The organism is Microbacterium sp. CFSPD4_SD4, from assembly GCF_057364585.1.
Genome location: NZ_JBNFOC010000002.1, coordinates 51,877 through 69,623, shown reverse-complemented (window position 1 = coordinate 69,623; position 17,747 = coordinate 51,877). Strand labels below are relative to the sequence as shown.

Below are 17,747 nucleotides of genomic sequence, written 5' to 3'. Positions count from 1 at the left end.
CCCGGAGTGGGCTCAGCGCGGCGCCTTCACCGGGAGCAGGAGGAGGAATCCGATGATGAGCACGATGACGATGCCGAGGATCCCGTAGGCGGTCTGGCTCGTCGAGACGATCAGCACGGTCCAGGCGGCCGAGGCCATCCAGCTCGCAGCCCGGCCCGTCGTGGCGTAGAGACCGAAGATCTCGCCCTCCCGGCCTGCCGGGGTGACGCGGGCGAGGAAGGAGCGCGCCGCCGCCTGCGCCGGGCCGACAAAGGCGCAGAGCACGAGGCCGCCGATCCAGAACACGAGGGACCCGGCGTCGCGGAGCAGGAACACGGCGAGGCCGGCGACGACCATCGACCCGATCGAGCCGAGGATGATCCGCTTGGGACCGAGGCGGTCGTCGAGGCGCCCAGCGATGATGGTCGAGACGCCGGCGACGAGGTTCGCGGCGATGCCGAAGACGATGATGTCCTGGGTGCCGAACCGGAACACCGCGGTGCCGATGATCGCGCCGAACGCGAACACCCCGCCGAGGCCGTCGCGGAACACAGCGCTGGCGAGCAGGTACCAGAACGTCGACCGGGTCTGCGGGTCGCGGTAGAGACCGATCACGTCCTGCACGAGGAGGACGTAGGAGCGGAAGAATCCGACCTTGCGCTCCGGCCGCCCGAGCGACGGTTCCGGCACGTTGAGGAAGATCGGGATGCTGAAGACGATCGCCCAGACCGCGCATCCCACGGCGATGAGCCGGTACGCGAGGCCGTTGTCGGTGGACATGCCGAACCAGTCGAAGGTGTCGAGCAGGACGACGATGACGAGGGCGATGATGCCGCCGAGGTAGCCGAAGCCCCAGCCCAGGCCGGAGATGCGGCCGACGTTCTTCGGGTTCGCGATGCCGATGAGCATGGCGTTGGAGTTCACCGCGGCGATCTCGCCGAACACGGAACCGGCGGAGATCAGCGCGACGCCGAGCCAGAACAGGGCCGGCTGCGGCTCCACGAACCACAGTCCCAGCATGCAGAGGATGAGAGCGCCGGTGCCGATGCCCAGCCAGAGCTTCTGTCGTCCGGCGGCGTCGGCGCGCTGGCCGAGGACGGGAGCGAGCAGGAGGATGCCCAGGGCGGCGATCGTCGACCCCAGCCCGAGACCGGAGGCGAGGTCGGCCTCCGCGGCGACGCGGACCGGGTCGCTCGGGTCGAGGGCGGCGATCTCCGGCGGCAGGAACGAGGCGCTGACCAGGTACAGCGCGGTGAAGACGAACGTGAGGATGACGGTGTTGAACGGCTGCGTCGCCCAATCCCACAGCGCCCAGGAGTACACCTGCTTCCGAGGCGCGGGGGTGTCTCCGCGCAGATCGAGGCCGACGACGGCCACGGCGCCGCTGTTCGCTGTCGCCACGGGCTCGGGGCGCCCGCCGCGGGATCGGGTGAGGTCATGGTCGAAGTCTGGCCGCGGACGGTGAACGCCCGGTGACGGCGCGCCGTCGGCGTCGGGCGCCCGGGGCGTTCAGAGGGCGGGGCCGCGGCGGATGCGGACGGGCCCCGGGCGTCGGTGATCTGGACCGGCTCACCTTTCTGTGTGACGACCACGACGTCGCGGGAGGCGAGATCCGCGGCGACGCGGCGCACGTCGGACATGCGGTCGCGCCACTCCGCGCCGCCGACGGCGCGGGCAACGTCGCTCGGGCAGATCGACGAGTCCGCGCGTTTCCGGGTGAGGGCGCGCATCGTCGCGGCGATCCGCTCCTCGGCCTGCGCTGCGGACGGCTCCTCCCACCATGGTGCACCCCGCTCACCGAGGGCGGTCTTCGCATCCTGCACGCGACGGCGGGCGTCGGGCTCCGCCGCCTTGACCGCGCGCCGTGCGGCCATGAGCTCGTCGACGAGCTCCTGCCGCAGGTTCTCGGGGATCGACGGATCGGTGGCGCGCCACCGACGGCCGTTCACGACGATGTGGTGTCCGTCCGCGGTACGCGCGGTGCCGTCGTCCGTCATACCGGCCATCCTGCGCGACGGCCGCGCGCGCCGCCATCCCCTTGACGTCCGCGCGGCTGCCGGTCAGCGGTAGAGGAGGTCGGCGTCGACGAGCCCCGGCCAGTCCGGCACCGCGAGCGACTCCGGCTCGTCCCACGCGCCCGCCGTGATCCGGCGGAAGGCGCCCTCGACCCCGAACAGCTTCTCCAGAGGAGACCAGTCGGACTCCCCGGGCATCGGCACCAGCGCCCGCTCGGCCAGGGCCTCGGGGTAGAGGGTGGCGAGCAGGGACAGCAGGCGGACGCCGGTGTGCACCGGCCGGAAGGCGACCGGGTCGGTCACATGCAGGAGGAGCCCCTGGCAGGCCTCGCCGGCGTGATCCCGCACCAGAGGGGTGAAGCCGTAGGGGGAGGCGGTGACACCGGGAAGGGCGAGCTCGACGAACGCGGTCGTGTACTCCTCGGCGTCGATGAACGGGGCGCCGACGACGCGGAAGGGCACCGCCGTGCTGCGACCCTCGGAGACGTTCACGCCCTCGGCCAGACACGTGCCGGGGTACAGGAGGGCGGTCGCGGCGCTGGGCAGGTTCGGCGAGGGCGGCATCCAGGTCAGCTCCTGCCTGCCGAGGGCGGTCTGATCGCGCGTCCATCCCTGCACCTCGACGACGTGCAGCTCCACGTCGATCCGGCGCGTGCGCACCCAGTGCCGCGCGAGCTCGCCGATCGTCAGGCCATGGCGGACGGGCATCGTCCACCGCCCGACGAGCGAGTTCGCCGCCTCGTCGAGCATGGGGCCCTCGGCCTGCTCCAGGCGTCCGCCGAGCGGATTCGGGCGGTCGAGCACCATCACGGCGACGCCGGCGTCTGCGCACGCCTCGAGCACATGGCTCATCGTCCAGATGTACGTGTAGAAACGCGCACCCACGTCGGGAAGGTCGACGAGCACGACGTCGAGGTCGGCGAGGTCGGCGGCCGCGGGGCGCACGTCCGCGCCGTAGAGGCTGCGCACCGGGAGCCCGGTCAGCGTGTCCCGCAGATCCCCGATCAGCTCTCCCTCCCTGGCCCGGCCGTCCAGGCCGTGCTCGGGGCCGAAGAGGAGCGTGAGCGGGAAGCCGGCGTCGGCGAGGCTGGCGCGTCCACGGGCGAGGGTCGAGGTGAGGGCCAGGTCGTTCGTGACCATCCCGAGGCGGGCGCCCCGGAGGCGGTCCCGCTGCGGCTGCGTCAGGTCGTCGTGGAGGAGGCGGTCGATTCCGAGCTGCATGATCAATCGATTCTGTGAGCGGTGACGGCGTCGTGCGTGCGCTGGAGGTTCGCGGAGATCCGGTCGTAGTCGGCCTGCGCGATGCGCGTGTAGAGGAAGTCGAGGACGGCGAGCTGGGCGATGCGGCTGGCCATCGCGCCGGAGCGGAAGGTCGACTCCGACACCGCCGTGACGAGGGTGTGCGCGCACGCGCGGGCGAGCGGCGAGCGCGGGTTGTTGGTGATGGCGATGGTGGTGGCGCCGGCGGCGGCGGCCACCTCGGCCGCCTGCACGATCTCCAGGGTGCGGCCGGAGTGCGAGATGGCGATCGCGGCATCCCGATCGTCCAGGAGTGCGGCGCCGGTGAGGGCGAGGTGGTGGTCGGTCCGCGCCTGGGCGACGAGGCCGGCGCGATGGAGCTTCTGCTCGAGGTCCTGCGCGGCGAGTCCGCTGGAGGCCGCGCCGTAGATGTCGATGCGACGCGCGCCGCGGACCACGGCGACGCACCGCTCCAGCTCGGCGATGTCGAGCTGGCGGGCGGTGCGCTCGATGGCCTCGGCCTCCGCGAAGGCGATCTTGCGCACCGTGGTCGCGGCGTCGTCGTGGCGGCTCACATCCCCCGCGGACACCTGGAAGCGCTCGCGCTCGGACGCGCTCCGCGTGAGCTCTCCGGCCAGGGCGATCCGCAGGTCGGGGTACCCGGGGAACCCGAGGCTGCGGGTGAAGCGGGCGACGCTGGCGACCGACACCCCGCACTCCTCGGCGAGGCGGGTGATGGAGTTCTCCAGGACCGCCTGCGGTTCGGCGAGCACGCGTTCGGCGATGCGGCGTTCCGTGGGGGTGAGCGCGGAGAGGCGCTGATGGATGGCTGTCACGACACTGTTCGGCACGAGCCCATGATGGCAGGTCGGGTCCGCACTCGGTAGGAATTTTCAGAAACGCTTGCATTTTTGTAAGAGATTGCCCACAGTGGCAGTGTCGGCATCGTCCCCGTGCCGCGACGAAGACGTCACCCGAGAGGAACACCATGCGAAACCGCCCCGTCCGCCTCGCTCTCACCGGAGGGATCCTGGTCGCCGGACTCGCCGTCGCCGGCTGCGCGCCCGCAGCCTCGAGCGGCGATGGTCAGGATGATGTCACCCTGACCATCTGGTCCTGGCAGGCCTCGTCGTCCCCGAAGTGGGAGGCCGTGTTCGACGCCTACGAAGAGTCCCACCCCGGCGTCACCATCGAGTTCGAGGGCTTCCAGCCCACCGAGTACAACCAGATCCTCGCCACCGGCCTCGAGGGCAGCGACGGTCCGGACATCGCGATGCTGCGCGCCTATGGCGGCGTGCAGTCGGCGATCCAGTCGGAGCAGATCGTGCCGATCGACGACATCGTCGACGGTCTCGACCAGTTCGACCCCACGGTCCTGCGCGCGGCCCAGGGCAAGGACGACGGCAAGACCTACGGCGTCCCCTTCGCGTACCAGACCATGCAGATGTTCTACAACAAGACCATGTTCGACGAGATGGGCCTCGAGGAGCCCACCGACTGGGACGAGTTCATCGAGCTGCAGGAGACCCTTCTCAAGGAGGGCGTCACCCCCATGGCGCTCGGCGCCCGCGAGGACTGGGTCCTGCCGATGTTCCACGACATCGTCGGTTCGGCGCACTACGGCGGTGCGGACTTCGAGGAGAAGGTACTCGCCGGCGACGTCGACTTCACCGACCCCGCCTACGTGTCCTCGCTGCAGATCGTGCAGGACATGCAGAAGTACCTCGACAAGAACGTCAACGCGATCGCCGTCGCCGACGCCGTCCTGCAGTTCACCTCGGGCCAGGCCGCGCAGTGGCCCGGCGGCTCGTTCGACCTGCCCACGTTCCAGAGCTCCGCGCCCGACACCGAGTGGGGCGTCTACGAGGTCCCGCCGTCCCCCGACAGTGCTCTCGACCACGCGGTCACCCCGGGCTACGCGGACGGCAGCTTCGGCATCAACGCGGCCAGCGAGAATCAGGAGGCGGCCACCGAGCTGCTCAACTGGATGACGACGAAGGAGTTCGGCCAGCTCGTCGCCGACGAGGTCGACCAGTTCTCCGCGCTCCCCGGGGTGGAGTACTCCGACCCGCTCATGCAGGAGATGAACGAGCAGTACACCGCCAACCCGGCTCCGTACCTGCTGCTCGTCGACTTCCGGTACGGCGACCCGACCGGCACCGCGGTGCTCGGCCCGGACATTCAGGCCATGTTCCTCGGTCAGAAGACCCCGGAGCAGCTGGGCGCCGACCTGCAGTCGGGCATCTCCACCTGGTTCACCCCCTCCTCCTGATCCGAGCGTGGTGGGGCGCCGCGTCCGGCGCCCCACCACGAGCGAAGGACCCCCCATGGCTCTGACCCTCCCCGTGCGCCCGCCGAAGAGCCGGCGCCCCCGCACCGGCATCGCGCTGTCGACGCCGACGGCCGCGCTGTTCGTGCTCCCGGCCGCCGTGCTCTTCGCGGTGCTGATCCTCTACCCGATGCTCGCCGCGCTCAGCTACTCGTTCTTCGACTGGCAGGGCACCAAGCAGGGTGGATTCGCCGGTATCGGCAACTACCTCACGCTCCTCACCAAGGAGCCCTACGCCTCCGAGCTGTGGAACGCGTTCGGCCACAACCTGCTGCTCTTCGCCGGCGCCCTGGTCTTCCAGAACTCGCTCGGCCTCGGCATCGCGACCCTGCTGCACCGCCGCAAGCGCACCAAGCGGTTCTTCCAGACGATCTTCGCCCTGCCCTACCTCGTGAGCCCGATGGTCATCGGCTACCTGTGGTCGCTGATGCTGTCTCCGCTGTTCGGGCCGGTGAACGCGATCCTCCGCGGCGTCGGCCTGGAGGGCCTCGCGCTGCCGTGGCTCGGCGATCCGCAGCTCGCGATCTGGGTCATCGTGCTGGTCAGCGCCTGGCAGTGGATCGGATTCCCGATCCTGCTGTACGGCGCCGCCCTCGGCGGCATCCCCGAGGAGATCGAGGAGGCGGCGTCGCTCGACGGCGCCACGGCCGCGAAGCGCTTCCGCTACATCACGCTCCCCATGCTCACGCCGACGATCGGCATCATCACCGTGCTCACCTTCATCGGCAGCATGGAGGCGATGGCCATCCCGTTCGCGCTCGCCGGGTCGAACGGCGCTCCCGCCGGCTCCACCGACGTGATGATGCTGTTGTTCTACCGCACCGCGTTCGAGTCCGGGAACCCGAACTCCATCGGGGTCTCCTCGGCCCTCGCGACCGTCCTGTTCATCTTCATCATGGTCATCTCCGTCGTCATCACGACGACGATGCGCCGCGCCGAACGAAAGCTGTTCTGATGAGCACCGCCCTCGACACCCGTCAGGAGCCGACCACCGAGGCGATCGTCTCCGGCCGGCCCTCCGCCCCGCGGCGCCGCTCCCGGCGCACGAACGACACCCCGTTCGTGGGCCGGCTCCTCGCCAACGTGTTCCTGTGGGGGTACGCGCTGGTCGCGATCGGTCCGCTGCTGCTCATGGTCAACAACTCTCTGCGCACGCAGCAGCAGATTGCCACCGAGCCGCTCGGACTCCCCGTCCCCCCGACGTTCACGAGCTTCCAGAACGCGTGGATCACCGCCTCGTTCGACACGTACTTCGTCAACTCGATCACCGTCACGGTCGGGTCGGTCATCGTCACGACGGTCGTGTCGGTGCTGGCCGCCTACGCCTTCGCGCGGGCCAGGGCGAAGTTCTTCCGCGGGATCGAGGCCGTGTTCCTCTCGGGCCTCATGCTGCCGGTGCACCTGGCGATCCTGCCGCTGTTCTATCTGCTCGACGCGCTCAAGATGACGAGCAACGTCTTCAGCCTCATCCTCGTCTACGGTGCCCTCGGCATCCCGTTCACCACCTTCGTGCTGACGGTGTTCTTCCGGGCGCTGCCGATCGAGCTGGAGGAGGCCGCGCGCATCGACGGCGCCGGACCGCTGCGCACGTTCCTGCAGATCCTGCTGCCGCTCGTGCGCCCGGCGCTCGCGACCGTGATCGTCTTCCGGTTCGTGCCGGTCTGGAACGACTTCTTCTACCCGCTGATCCTGCTGCGCGACCGCGACTCGTACACGCTCCCCGTGGGCCTGACCCGGTTCTTCGGGGAGTACTCGACCGATTGGCCGCAGCTGTTCGCCGGACTCACGATCGCCACCATCCCGCTCGTGGTGCTGTTCCTGCTGGCGACGAAGCAGATCATCAACGGCCTCACCTCCGGCATGAGCAAGTGACGGCCGCAGGCGGATCATGGTGAACGGAGCCCCGGGCTCGGCGTGGGCGTCGGTGCGGGCTGTTGCCGGGGGCGCGGAAGAGCTGCAGCTCCTCGGGTCGCCGGCGCACGACGATCCCGCTCCGCTCACCGCCGCGCACCTGTTCGATCTCGCATCGCTGACGAAGGTCTTCACCGCCATCGCCGCCCTGCGGCTCGTCGACGCGGGCGTGATCGACCTCGATGAGCCCGTCGAGCGCGTCCTCCCGGTGGGCAGCGGCGCCGGAGCGGAGCGGATCACCCTCCGGCACCTTCTCACCCACACCTCCGGGCTGCCGGCGGAGGGGCGCGAGTGGCGGGAGGGCGTGCGCGGGGACGAGTTGCGTGCCCGCGTGCGGCGTCGGGCGCTCGGTGCCGAGCCGGGGGCCCGCCACCTGTATTCCGACGTCGGGTACATCGCGGCTGGAGACTGTCTGGAACGGGTCTCCGGGCGGCCGCTCGCGACGCTCTGGGCGGAGGTGGCCACGGGGATCGGCGCCGCGTCGCTGACCGCGGCTCCGGAGCGGGAGCAGGCGGTCGCCACGGAGACGCAGCCGCACCGCGGGAACGTGCGCGGTGCGGTGCACGACGAGCTCGCCCATGCACTCGGCCGTCCCGCCGGCCACGCGGGACTGTTCGGCACGGTGGCGGATGTCGCCGCTCTCGCCCGTCTCCTCCGCGATGAGGGCGAGGGGCCGCACGGGCGCGTGCTGTCACGGGAGTCCTTCCGCGGGATGACGACCCCGTCCGTCCAGGCCGACGCCGGCTACGGCCAGGCGATCGGCCTGCGAGTGCGCGATGCCGCGTGGATGGGTGACCTTGATGCGGTCGGCCACACCGGCTTCACCGGCACGTGCTTCGCGGTCGTCCCCGAGACGGGCGCCTACGGCGTGCTGCTCCTCAACCGCGTGCACCCCACGCGCGAGGACGCCGACGTCGCCGCCGTCCGCCGTGCCTTCCTCGCCCCCCTCACCCCCTGACCCCCCTACCCGCCCCGCTCCCGGTCTCGCCCCGGTCCCGGGATCGATAAGGCCCCTCCCCGCGCCTTCCGACGCCCTTTTTTCATCCCGCACCGAGAACCCCTCGCGGTGAGTGTGCAGAAACGTGCGGGGGACGGATGAAGGAGGCGCGGTTTTGATCCCGCAACGGGACGCGGACGGGACGGGGCCGGGGTCAGTCGGTGCGGAGGGGGCGGAGGGTGCGGGCGTAGTCCTCCTTGAGCACCGCGAGATGCAGCCACGCCTCGATCCGGGTCACTCCGGGAAGCGCGCGCAGCCGCTCGAGACTCGCATACAGGGCTCCGGCGGAGGGCTCCACGAGGGTCGCGACGGCATCGAACCGCCCGAGGGTCCGGGCCGCGAAGTCGACGCCGCGCCCCCGCCGCAGCTCGTCGATCACGGCCTCGTCGTCGTCTCCGAGCGTCATGCCCACGCCCATCGAGAGCTGCCGATGTGCGAGCCCTCGGGCCTCCACGGCGCTGATCTTGATGACACCGGCGTCGATGAGCCGCTGCACCCGGGTGGCGACCGCGCTGGGGGAGAGCCGCACCTGCTCGCCGAGGGCACGGAAGCTCATCCGCCCGTCGGACTGCAGGTGCTCGATGAGGGCTTCGTCGATGCCGTCGAGGGTCACGCCGCCGTGGTACTCCGAGACGAAGAACCCCTTGATCACGGTCGAGTAGATGATCGTGTTGATGTCGAGCACCCCGGCGCTCCCGCGGATGCGCGCGAGCAGATCGTGGAGTTCCGACATCGAGCCCACCCGCACCTCCGTCACGATGTCGTGGGCGCCGCCGACCGCCGACACCAGCACGGTCTCGGACATGTCGCGCAGGTGCTCGGCGACCACCTCGACGGCGCCGTCGGTCCGGATCGACACGTGCGCGAGCACGTGCTGCCCGAGGAACACGGGGTCGACGGCCGCGACCACCCGCACCGTGCGGTCGCTGAGCAGCGTGCGCAGACGAGCCGCCACGACGGCGCGGGACTGGCCGACGCGCTCGGCGAGGGAGAGGATGCTGGCGCGGCCGTCCTCCTGCAGCGCCCGGATGAGTTCCGCGTCGAAGTCCATGTGCCGTCCGATTCCGTCGATTTCCCCGCAGTGCACGCTCGCCCCCGCAGAACCTCAGCGTAGAGCGCTGTTCGACCGAGCGGAAGGCCCGGAGTGCGCGGTGCGTCAGACACAAATCCAGTGAATGACGCGTATCGCTGGAGTTCTGCCCTTGCCCGCGTCGCTCCGCGTCCGTAGCATCCTTCGCTATCCGACACCATCCGCGAAGGAGCGGGTCCATGACCACTACCCCCACCCCCCGAAGCGGCGTCCACAGCCGCGCGCGCCGCGCCGGCTTCGCCGCCTTCGTCGGCACCACCATCGAGTGGTACGACTTCTACGTCTACGCCACGGCCGCCGCCCTCGTCTTCGGCCCGCTGTTCTTCCCGAGCGACGACCCCCTGGCCGAGACCGCCGCGGCGTTCGCGACGTTCGCGGTCGCCTTCCTCGTCCGCCCCCTCGGCGGCATCGTCTTCGGCCACATCGGCGACAAGCTCGGTCGGCGTGTCTCGCTCGTCATCACGCTGCTGCTGATGGGGGCCGCGACCGTCCTCGTCGGTTGCCTGCCGACCTACGAGAACATCGGCATCCTCGCCCCCATCCTCCTCATCCTGCTCCGCGCCATCCAGGGCCTCGCGGTCGGCGGCGAATGGGGCGGCGCGGTGCTCATGAGCGTGGAGCACGCTCCCGAGAAGTCGAAGACGTTCTACGGCGGCTTCACCCAGCTCGGCAACCCGGCCGGCGCCCTCCTCGCCTCCGGCATCTTCGCGATCATGGCTCGCGGCGGCGACACGTTCATCATCGACGGCGGCTGGCGCATCCCGTTCCTGCTGTCGATCGTGCTGATCGGCGTCGGTCTGTGGGTCCGGTATCGCGTCGAGGAGTCGCCGGTCTTCGAGGAGAAGATCGAGGGCCGGAAGCAGTCCATGCCGCTCGCCTTCGCCCTCCGCGTCAACTGGAAGCCGATCCTCCTCGGCATCGGCATCCTGCCCATCTCCACCGGCGGCTACTATCTGGCCACCACCTTCGCCACCGCGTACGCGACCGGCGAGCCCATCGCGATCAGCGAGCAGGTCATCCTCGACGCGATGACCCTGGCCTCCTTCGTGGAGTTCGTCGTGACGCTGCCGGTCGCCTGGCTCGGTGACAAGTGGGGCCGGAAGAACGTGATGTACATCGGCCTGATCACCTCGGTGCTGACCTTCGCGCCCTTCCTGCTGCTGATGCCGGGTCGCGTGGAGCCGCTGATCTTCCTCTTCGCCTCGCTCGTGCGCATCGCGATGAGTGCGACCTACGCCCCGATCGCGGCGATCCTCGCCCAGATGTTCCGTCCGCAGGCGCGCTACACCTCGATCGCGCTGTCGTACGGCGTCGGCGCCGCCATCTGGGCCGGATTCTCGCCCTGGTTCGCGACGCAGCTCATCGCCTGGACCGGCAGCGTCTGGTCCGTCATCGCGATGTTCGTGGGCATGGCCGTCATCGCCGGGATCTGCACGCGTCTCGCGCCGCAGCACTCCGACGAGGCCCCGGTCACGGCGTCGTTCACCGCCCGGACCGACACCACGGCGAACCGCCTGCCCTGACCGGCACCCTTCCCCCGCACGACACCACCGCGAACAGGCATCATGAGAAAGCTCACCCCCTTCGACCGCTCGGCCCAGGCCGCTCCCGTCCTCGTCACCGCGCGAGCCATCCACACGGCGGACCCCGCGGACACCACCGTCACCGCGATGCTGACCGACCGGGGGCGCATCGTCGCCCTCGGCACGGCGGCGGAGTGCGAGGACGTGGCGGCACGGGCCGGACTCACTCCGGAGCGCGTCGATCTGGGCGAGGCGGTGGTCGTGCCCGGCTTCGTGGACGCGCATGCGCATCCGCTGATGTTCGGGCAGATGATGACCTGGGTGGACTGCGGTCCGGAGAAGGCGGGGAGCATCCCGGAGATCGTGGCGCTGCTGAAGGCCGCCGCGGCGGATCTCCCCGCCGGGCGCCCGGTGCGCGGCTACGGCTACGAGCAGCGGAACCTCGCCGAGAAGCGGCACCCCACACGGTTCGAGCTCGACGAGGTGGCCGCCGACCGCGAGGTGTACCTCATGAACGCCTCCGGCCACGGCGGCGTGGTGAACTCGTACACGCTCGACCTCAACGGCGTGGACCGGGACACCCCGAACCCGGACGGCGGCGAGTTCTTCCGCGACGCCGACGGCGAGCTCACCGGCGAACTGTCCGACGCGGCGTGCAACATCCTCACCGGCGTCCACGGGGTGAAGATCGGCCACCACGGTCCGAACTTCCACCTCGCGGACGAGCCGGAGGAGCACCTGCGCCAGCTCGACGCGGCGACGCAGCGGTTCCTCGCGGGCGGGGTCACCTCCATCGGCGACTGTCAGGTCACGCGCCGCGAGTTCGACATGTACCTGCGGCTCGCCGAGGCCGGGAGGCTGGAGCTGCGCGTGTCGATGTACCTGCTGTCGCACCTGCTCGACGAGGCGCTGGAGATGGGGCTCGTCGGGCAGTTCGGCAACGCGCACCTCAGCTTCGCCGGCATCAAGTTCTACGCCGACGGCACGCTGGGCGGCTGGACCGCGTACTTCCCGGACGGCTACGTCGGCGACCCCTGCCGCACCGGCCAGCTCTACCACGAGCCCGCCGACTACGCGGAGCTCATCCGCAAGGCGCACGCGGCCGGACTGCAGACCGCGACCCACGCCCAGTCGCCCACCGCGATCGAGATGGTCGTGTCCGCGATCGAGGCCGCGCTCGCGGAGCGTCCGGATGCGGACGCCCGGCACCGCATCGAGCACTGCGGCCTGCCGACCCCCGGGCAGATCGAGCGGATGGCGGCCGCCGGCATCCGTCCCGTGAACCAGACGCAGCACTACTTCAACTGGGGCGAGGGCGTGGAGGAGGCCATCGGCACGCCCGGTGAGCGCTTCAACCCCCTCGGGGAGTTCGAGCGTGCGGGCGTGCCCATGACGATCTCCTCGGACGCCCCGGTCGCCGAGCCCATCCCGCTGGAGGCGATCCAGACCGCGGTCACCCGGGTCACCCGGCGCGGGCACACGCTCGGCCCGGACGACCTGCGCATCTCCGCGACCGCGGCGTTGCGGGCGCACACGATCGAGGGCGCGGTCTCGATCGGCCGGGAGGACGACCTCGGCTCCCTGGAGCCGGGCAAGTACGCCGACTTCGCGGTGCTCTCGGACGACCCGCTCGCGGTGTCGGCCGAGGAGATCGCGGCGATCGAGGTCCGTGAGACCTGGGTCGACGGCGTCCGTCGGCACGCGATGTGAGGATGACACGATGAGCACCGACACCACCGGAGACGACCGGTACGCCGATACCGCAGGCCGTGCGGTCCTGGAGACCATCCGCGGCTACGGGGTGACCGCGGTCTTCGGCATCCCCGGCACGCACAACCTGGAGTTCTATCGGCCCCTCGCCGACCTCGGCATCCGCGCCGTGACCAACCGCCACGAGCAGGGGTCGGGGTACGGTGCCGACGGGTGGGCGCAGCAGACCGGGCTCCCCGGCGTGGTGATCACGACCTCGGGCCCCGGGCTCCAGAACGCGATGAGCGCGATCGGCACGGCCTTCTGCGAGTCGCGACCCCTCATCGTGCTCTCGCCCGGCGTGCCGCTCGGGGCGGAGTTCGCCGACGTGGGCACGCTGCACGAGACCAAGGACGCGACGGCCATGGTCGGCGCGATCGCGGAGTGGTCGCGACGGGTGTCGACCGCGGCGGAGGCGGTGCGGGCCGTGCACGACGCGTTCCACCTCTTCCGCACCGGCCGTCCCCGCCCCGTGCACATCGAGATCCCGCTCGACGTGCTGGAGGCGCCCGCCGCCGTGCCCGCGGAGGACCGGAAGCCGCGCCCGATGCCCGACCGCGTCTCCGGGGATCCGATCGCGCTCGCCGAGGCCGCCCGGCTGCTTTCCGCCGCCGGCCGCCCGGTGATCGTGGCCGGTGGGGGTGCGGTGGACGCCGCGCACCAGATCGCCGCGGTGGCGGAGCGGCTCGGAGCCCCCGTGCTCACGACCCTGAACGGCAAGGCGGTGCTCGACGAACGGCACCCGCTCTCGCTCGGCTCGAACCTGCGCCTCGCTGCCGCACGGGCTGTGGCCGAAGACGCCGACGTGCTGCTCGTGGTCGGCTCGAAGCTGGGCGAGGCGGAGCTCTGGGCTCCGCGGCTCGAGGCACGCGGCGCCGTGATCCGCGTCGACATCTCTCCGGAGCAGCGGGACAAGAACCTCACCGCGACGGTCGCTCTCACCGGAGACGCCGCCGCCGTGACCGACGCCCTCCTGCCCCTGCTGCCGGACCCCGCCCGTCCCACCCGCGACCTCACGGCCGAGCGGGCCGCGATCGAGGCCGAGTCGCGGGAGACCGCGCCGGACACCGTCGCGCTCGCCGAGATCATCGCCGACGCCCTCCCTGCCGACGCGATCGTCGCCGGCGACTCCTCCCAGATCGTCTACATGGCGCTCGGCAGCGTGCTGCGGCAGGAGCAGCCGCACTCCCTCCTCTACACGCCGACTTACGCCACGCTCGGCTACGGCCTCCCCGCCGCGATCGGCGCGGCCGTCGCGCAGACCGAACGCCCGGTCGTCACCGTCATCGGCGACGGCGCTCTGATGTTCTGCGTGAACGAGCTCGTCACCGCCGTCGAGCAGCGTCTCGACGTCACCGTGGTGTGCGTCGACAACGGCGGGTACGCGGAGATCCGCCAGAACGAGCTCGACCGGGGCATGACCCCGATCGGCGTCGACCTCGTGCAGCCGGACTGGGCCGCGCTCGCCACCGCCTTCGGGGCGACCGGGCGACGGACGGCATCACGCGCCGACATCGCCCCCAGCATCCGCGCGGCCATCGCCGACGGCGGGGTGCAGCTCGTGCACATCCCGCAGCACGCCCTCTGAGACCCACACCTCCCGACGAACAGGAACGAGAAATGACCGACAACATCGGCCCCGTCGACGCCTCCGTGAACCCGCGGTACTCCGGCATCGCCACCTTCGCCCGCCTGCCCCGCATCGAGGACGTGCCGCGCGCCGACATCGCGGTGGTCGGCATCCCGTTCGACTCCGGCGTGAGCTACCGCCCCGGCACCCGTTTCGGCCCGTCGCATGTGCGGGAGTCGTCCCGGCTGCTCCGGCCTTACAACCCCGCACAGGACGTGTCGCCGTTCCAGCTCGCCCAGGTGGTGGATGCGGGGGACATCCCGGTGAACCCGTTCGACCTCACCGAGGCGGTGACCGAGGTCGAGCGCGCAGCCGTGGCCCTCGGCGACCAGGTGCAGCGCCTCGTCACGATCGGCGGCGACCACACCGTGGCCCTTCCCCTGCTGCGGGCGGTGGCCGCGAAGCACGGACCGGTCGCGGTCCTCCACTTCGACGCCCACCTGGACACGTGGGACACCTACTTCGGGGCCCCCATCACGCACGGCACCCCCTTCCGCCGCGCGAGCGAGGAGGGGCTGATCGACCTCACCGCGAGCTGCCACGTCGGCACCCGCGGACCCCTGTACTCGAAGCAGGACCTCGAGGACGACGAGCGCCTCGGCTTCTCCATCGTCTCCAGCGAATACATCGAGGAGCACGGGGTGGAGGCCGCGATCGACCGCATCCTCACCCGCATCGGCGACAAGCCGCTGTACGTCTCGATCGACATCGACGTGCTCGACCCCGCGCACGCGCCCGGCACCGGGACCCCCGAGGCGGGAGGGCTCACGAGTCGCGAGCTGCTGCGCATCCTCCGGGCGCTGCGCGACCGCGACATCGTCGGCGCCGACGTCGTGGAGGTGTCGCCCGCGTACGATCACGCCCAGATGACCGGGATCGCCGCGAGCCACGTCGTGTACGAGCTGGTGACCCTTCTCGCCGCCCGACTCGCCTCCTGACACCCGGGGTCAGAACAGCGTCCCGAGGAGGTCCGCGAACAGGGCCTCGGCGTCGCACTCCACCCGTCGCCGTGCGAACCAGTCGCACACGTTGACGCAGTCGCGGTGCAGGAGGTCGAGGCCCTGCGGATTCGCGATCACGTCGACGATCTGCGGCAGGTCGATCACCCGCACCCGCCCCTCGTGCACGAGGAGGTTGTAGGCGGAGAGGTCGCCGTGCGCGAAGCCTGCGGCGGCGAAGACCCGCATGAGTTCGACCACCTGCGTGAAGTACTCCTGCATCTCGGCGTTCGACCCGCGCACCTGGGCGAGCCGGGGTGCCGCGATGCCCCGGTCGTCGCCGAGGAACTCCATGAGCACCTCGGTGCCGCTGACCTGCACGGGATAGGGGACCGGGGCACCGCGCTCCCACATCCGGCACAGGGCCTCGAACTCCGCGAGCGACCACTGGGCTGCGGCGACCTCCCGTCCGTGGGCGGTCTTCTTGGCGAGGGCGCGCGTGTCGCGGGTGTTCCGCGTGCTGCGGCCCTCGGTGTAGACGGCGGAGCGCTGGAAGCTCCGGTTCTCGATGCCGCGGTAGCGCTTGGCGGCGAGGAGGGTGCGCTGCGTCGGGTCGTCGGGCACGGCGCGCTCCAGCAGGAACACGTCGGCCTCCTTGCCGGTCTTCAGGATGCCGAGCTCGGTGTCCAGGGCGCCGGCGGAGGTCACCACCCAGGCGGGGCGGGGGTCCGGCCCTCGCTCGGTGGGGGTGGACGAGGGCCAGGTCGTCCAGCGCTGGTTGGCGCCGGGCTCGACCTCGGCGAAGGAGAGGGCGGTCTCGAGGGAGTCGAAGGAGGTGGCGTCGAAGGACGCGGCTTCCGAGGAAGCGGGGGATTCGTTCACGGTGTGGCTCCGGGAAGGGAGGCCACGCGGCGATCAGGAGCGGGTGGCCTCGAAGGGAAGGTGGTCGGCGATAGGCGCGACGACGACAGCGTTCATCTCATCGCCTCCTTCGCTCGGGCTTCCCGGGCGGATCCCGGTGCGTCGTCGAGCCTAGGGGGTCTCCCGGGGGTTGTCCAGGGCCGGACGATCGGTCGGATGCGGCGGACGACCGGTCGGGCGCGCGCCCGCCCCCGTTGCGAGTCTGGAAGCATGACCACGACCGCCCCCGTCCCGACCCTGCCGACCACCCGCGTCGACCGCATCCGCTACGGCGGACTCATCGCCCTCATGGTGATGGGCTTCCTGCTGGTGACCGCCGAGTTCCTCCCCAACGGAGTGCTCACCGAGATGGCGGACGGTCTCGGGGTGACCCCCGGCCAGGCCGGGCAGACCGTCACCGTCACCGCGCTCGTCGGGCTCTTCGTCGCCCCGACCGTCGGCCTCGTGTTCCCCCGTCTGGATCGTCGGTCGCTGCTGGTGTGGATGGCGCTCGCCGCGGCCGTGTCGAACCTCGTGGTCGCGATCGCGCCGAACCTCGTGGTCGTGCTGCTGGCGCGGTTCCTGCTGGGAGCGGCGATCAGCGCCTACTGGACGATGTCGATCACGGTCGCCGCGCGGCTCGCGGGGCCGGAGCACCTCGGTCGCGGGGTGATGTTCACCTCCGCGGGCGTCTCGCTCGCCACGGTCGCCGGCGTCCCGCTCGGGGTCATGCTGAGCGAGGTCGTCGACTGGCGTGCCGTGTTCGCGATCGCGGGAGTGCTCATGGTGGTGCTGGCCGTGGCCCTGCGATGGGCGCTGCCGACCGTCCCGGCCGAGCGGGCGTCGAGCCTGCGTCTGCTCGTCGACACGGTGCGGCGTCCGGGCATCGGACTCGGGATGGTCGGACACGTGCTCGTCGTGCTCGGCCACTTCCTCGCCTACACCTACGTCCGCCTCGCGCTGGAGCGCATCCCGGACGTGGACGCCTCGACGATCGTCGTGCTGCTGGCGCTGTTCGGCGTCGGAGGCCTCCTCGGCAACCTCTCCATCGGCCTCGTGATCGACCGCTCCTTCGCCTTCTTCGCGGTGTTCGCGCCGCTGGTGATCTCGGCCGCCGTGGTGTCGATGGTGCTCTTCTCCGGATCGATCATCGGCATCGGTGCGGTCGTGCTCCTCTGGGGCTTCTTCTTCTCGTCGTGGCTGATCGTCGTGAACACCTGGGTGGGCCACCGCATGCCGGACCGCCTGGAGGCCGGGGGGAGCCTCGTGGTCGTCGGGTTCCAGGGCGCGATCACGCTCGCGGCCGGTGTGGGCGGACTCCTCGTCGACACCCTGAGCATCGAGCTCGTCTACACCATCGGTGCGGTCTCCCTCCTCGCCGGTGCCGTGCTGTTCGGCCTCTCGAACCGCCGCAGCTCCCGCCCCTGACCTCGTGCCCGCCCGGGCT

The 17,747-nt window shown here is 71.0% G+C and carries 14 protein-coding genes and 1 pseudogene; 9 read left to right on the top strand and 6 right to left on the bottom strand.

Annotated features, from left to right (window positions below; genetic code table 11):
* Window positions 1–12: 12 nt before the first annotated feature.
* The 4 genes and pseudogenes from AC2W7E_RS04275 to AC2W7E_RS04260 all read right to left on the bottom strand — a co-directional run bounded on the left by AC2W7E_RS04275 (window position 13) and on the right by AC2W7E_RS04260 (window position 4,084).
* Window positions 13–1,380, bottom strand: a complete 1,368-nt coding sequence (locus AC2W7E_RS04275) for an MFS transporter (RefSeq protein ID WP_485988614.1) — start codon at window positions 1,378–1,380, stop codon at window positions 13–15.
* Between the two features lie 197 nt (window positions 1,381–1,577).
* A pseudogene (locus AC2W7E_RS04270) lies at window positions 1,578–1,709 on the bottom strand (DUF3253 domain-containing protein); the annotation flags it as partial.
* A gap of 330 nt (window positions 1,710–2,039) precedes the next feature.
* Entirely contained in the window at window positions 2,040–3,215 is a 1,176-nt protein-coding gene (locus tag AC2W7E_RS04265) for an exo-beta-N-acetylmuramidase NamZ family protein (protein WP_485988613.1), read from the bottom strand.
* Window positions 3,216–3,217: 2 nt separating this feature from the next.
* Entirely contained in the window at window positions 3,218–4,084 is an 867-nt protein-coding gene (locus AC2W7E_RS04260) for a MurR/RpiR family transcriptional regulator (protein WP_029989136.1), read from the bottom strand.
* Window positions 4,085–4,221: 137 nt separating this feature from the next.
* On the opposite strand from AC2W7E_RS04260, the gene AC2W7E_RS04255 reads away from it, so the two are divergent.
* The 4 genes from AC2W7E_RS04255 to AC2W7E_RS04240 are packed head-to-tail and all read left to right on the top strand — an operon-like array spanning window position 4,222 to window position 8,431.
* Window positions 4,222–5,505 (top strand): ABC transporter substrate-binding protein, encoded by a 1,284-nt coding sequence (locus tag AC2W7E_RS04255; RefSeq protein ID WP_025102685.1) that lies wholly within the window; start codon window positions 4,222–4,224, stop codon window positions 5,503–5,505.
* A 55-nt stretch (window positions 5,506–5,560) separates the two neighbouring features.
* The gene (locus tag AC2W7E_RS04250; protein WP_485988612.1) at window positions 5,561–6,517 is read left to right on the top strand and encodes a carbohydrate ABC transporter permease; all 957 of its coding nucleotides are present in this window, start codon (window positions 5,561–5,563) and stop codon (window positions 6,515–6,517) included.
* A complete protein-coding gene (locus AC2W7E_RS04245) occupies window positions 6,517–7,434 on the top strand; it encodes a carbohydrate ABC transporter permease (RefSeq protein ID WP_062765614.1) in 918 nt (305 codons plus the stop codon). The genes AC2W7E_RS04250 and AC2W7E_RS04245 overlap by 1 nt, the downstream gene beginning before the upstream one ends.
* Before the next feature lie 16 nt (window positions 7,435–7,450).
* Entirely contained in the window at window positions 7,451–8,431 is a 981-nt protein-coding gene (locus AC2W7E_RS04240; protein ID WP_485988611.1) for a serine hydrolase domain-containing protein, read from the top strand.
* A 193-nt stretch (window positions 8,432–8,624) separates the two neighbouring features.
* On the opposite strand, the gene AC2W7E_RS04235 is transcribed toward AC2W7E_RS04240, so the two are convergent.
* Window positions 8,625–9,521: an Lrp/AsnC family transcriptional regulator gene (locus tag AC2W7E_RS04235; RefSeq protein ID WP_025102681.1), complete on the bottom strand. Its 897-nt coding sequence runs from the start codon at window positions 9,519–9,521 to the stop codon at window positions 8,625–8,627.
* Window positions 9,522–9,739: 218 nt separating this feature from the next.
* Here AC2W7E_RS04235 and AC2W7E_RS04230 point away from each other — a divergent pair, with 218 nt between their 5' ends.
* From AC2W7E_RS04230 to speB, 4 genes are read left to right on the top strand one after another with little or no spacing between them, the layout of a single operon-like run.
* Window positions 9,740–11,083 carry an MFS transporter gene (locus AC2W7E_RS04230; protein WP_062765608.1) on the top strand — a complete coding sequence of 448 codons (1,344 nt, stop codon included), beginning with the start codon at window positions 9,740–9,742 and terminating at the stop codon, window positions 11,081–11,083.
* Between the two features lie 42 nt (window positions 11,084–11,125).
* Window positions 11,126–12,793, top strand: a complete 1,668-nt coding sequence (locus AC2W7E_RS04225; RefSeq protein WP_485988610.1) for an amidohydrolase — start codon at window positions 11,126–11,128, stop codon at window positions 12,791–12,793.
* A gap of 10 nt (window positions 12,794–12,803) precedes the next feature.
* Complete coding sequence (locus AC2W7E_RS04220; protein WP_485988609.1) at window positions 12,804–14,420, top strand: thiamine pyrophosphate-binding protein; 1,617 nt, start codon at window positions 12,804–12,806, stop codon at window positions 14,418–14,420.
* 32 nt (window positions 14,421–14,452) lie between these two features.
* On the top strand, window positions 14,453–15,400 hold the full coding sequence (speB, locus tag AC2W7E_RS04215; protein ID WP_062637285.1) for an agmatinase: 948 nt from the start codon (window positions 14,453–14,455) through the stop codon (window positions 15,398–15,400).
* 9 nt (window positions 15,401–15,409) lie between these two features.
* Here speB and AC2W7E_RS04210 read toward each other — a convergent pair whose 3' ends face one another.
* The gene (locus AC2W7E_RS04210) at window positions 15,410–16,282 is read right to left on the bottom strand and encodes a serine protein kinase RIO (protein ID WP_062765598.1); all 873 of its coding nucleotides are present in this window, start codon (window positions 16,280–16,282) and stop codon (window positions 15,410–15,412) included.
* A gap of 249 nt (window positions 16,283–16,531) precedes the next feature.
* Here AC2W7E_RS04210 and AC2W7E_RS04205 point away from each other — a divergent pair, with 249 nt between their 5' ends.
* Window positions 16,532–17,728 (top strand): MFS transporter, encoded by a 1,197-nt coding sequence (locus AC2W7E_RS04205; protein ID WP_126893942.1) that lies wholly within the window; start codon window positions 16,532–16,534, stop codon window positions 17,726–17,728.
* Window positions 17,729–17,747: the final 19 nt, after the last annotated feature.

Bases quoted from the DNA above. Each gene is read 5' to 3' on its own strand.
- AC2W7E_RS04205 (WP_126893942.1), top strand. From the start codon at position 16,532: ATGACCACGACCGCCCCCGTCCCGACCCTGCCGACCACCCGCGTCGAC.
- speB (WP_062637285.1), top strand. From the start codon at position 14,453: ATGACCGACAACATCGGCCCCGTCGACGCCTCCGTGAACCCGCGGTAC.
- AC2W7E_RS04240 (WP_485988611.1), top strand. From the start codon at position 7,451: ATGGTGAACGGAGCCCCGGGCTCGGCGTGGGCGTCGGTGCGGGCTGTT.
- AC2W7E_RS04230 (WP_062765608.1), top strand. From the start codon at position 9,740: ATGACCACTACCCCCACCCCCCGAAGCGGCGTCCACAGCCGCGCGCGC.
- AC2W7E_RS04235 (WP_025102681.1), bottom strand. From the start codon at position 9,521: ATGGACTTCGACGCGGAACTCATCCGGGCGCTGCAGGAGGACGGCCGC.
- AC2W7E_RS04245 (WP_062765614.1), top strand. From the start codon at position 6,517: ATGAGCACCGCCCTCGACACCCGTCAGGAGCCGACCACCGAGGCGATC.
- AC2W7E_RS04225 (WP_485988610.1), top strand. From the start codon at position 11,126: ATGAGAAAGCTCACCCCCTTCGACCGCTCGGCCCAGGCCGCTCCCGTC.
- AC2W7E_RS04255 (WP_025102685.1), top strand. From the start codon at position 4,222: ATGCGAAACCGCCCCGTCCGCCTCGCTCTCACCGGAGGGATCCTGGTC.
- AC2W7E_RS04265 (WP_485988613.1), bottom strand. From the start codon at position 3,215: ATGCAGCTCGGAATCGACCGCCTCCTCCACGACGACCTGACGCAGCCG.
- AC2W7E_RS04220 (WP_485988609.1), top strand. From the start codon at position 12,804: ATGAGCACCGACACCACCGGAGACGACCGGTACGCCGATACCGCAGGC.
- AC2W7E_RS04250 (WP_485988612.1), top strand. From the start codon at position 5,561: ATGGCTCTGACCCTCCCCGTGCGCCCGCCGAAGAGCCGGCGCCCCCGC.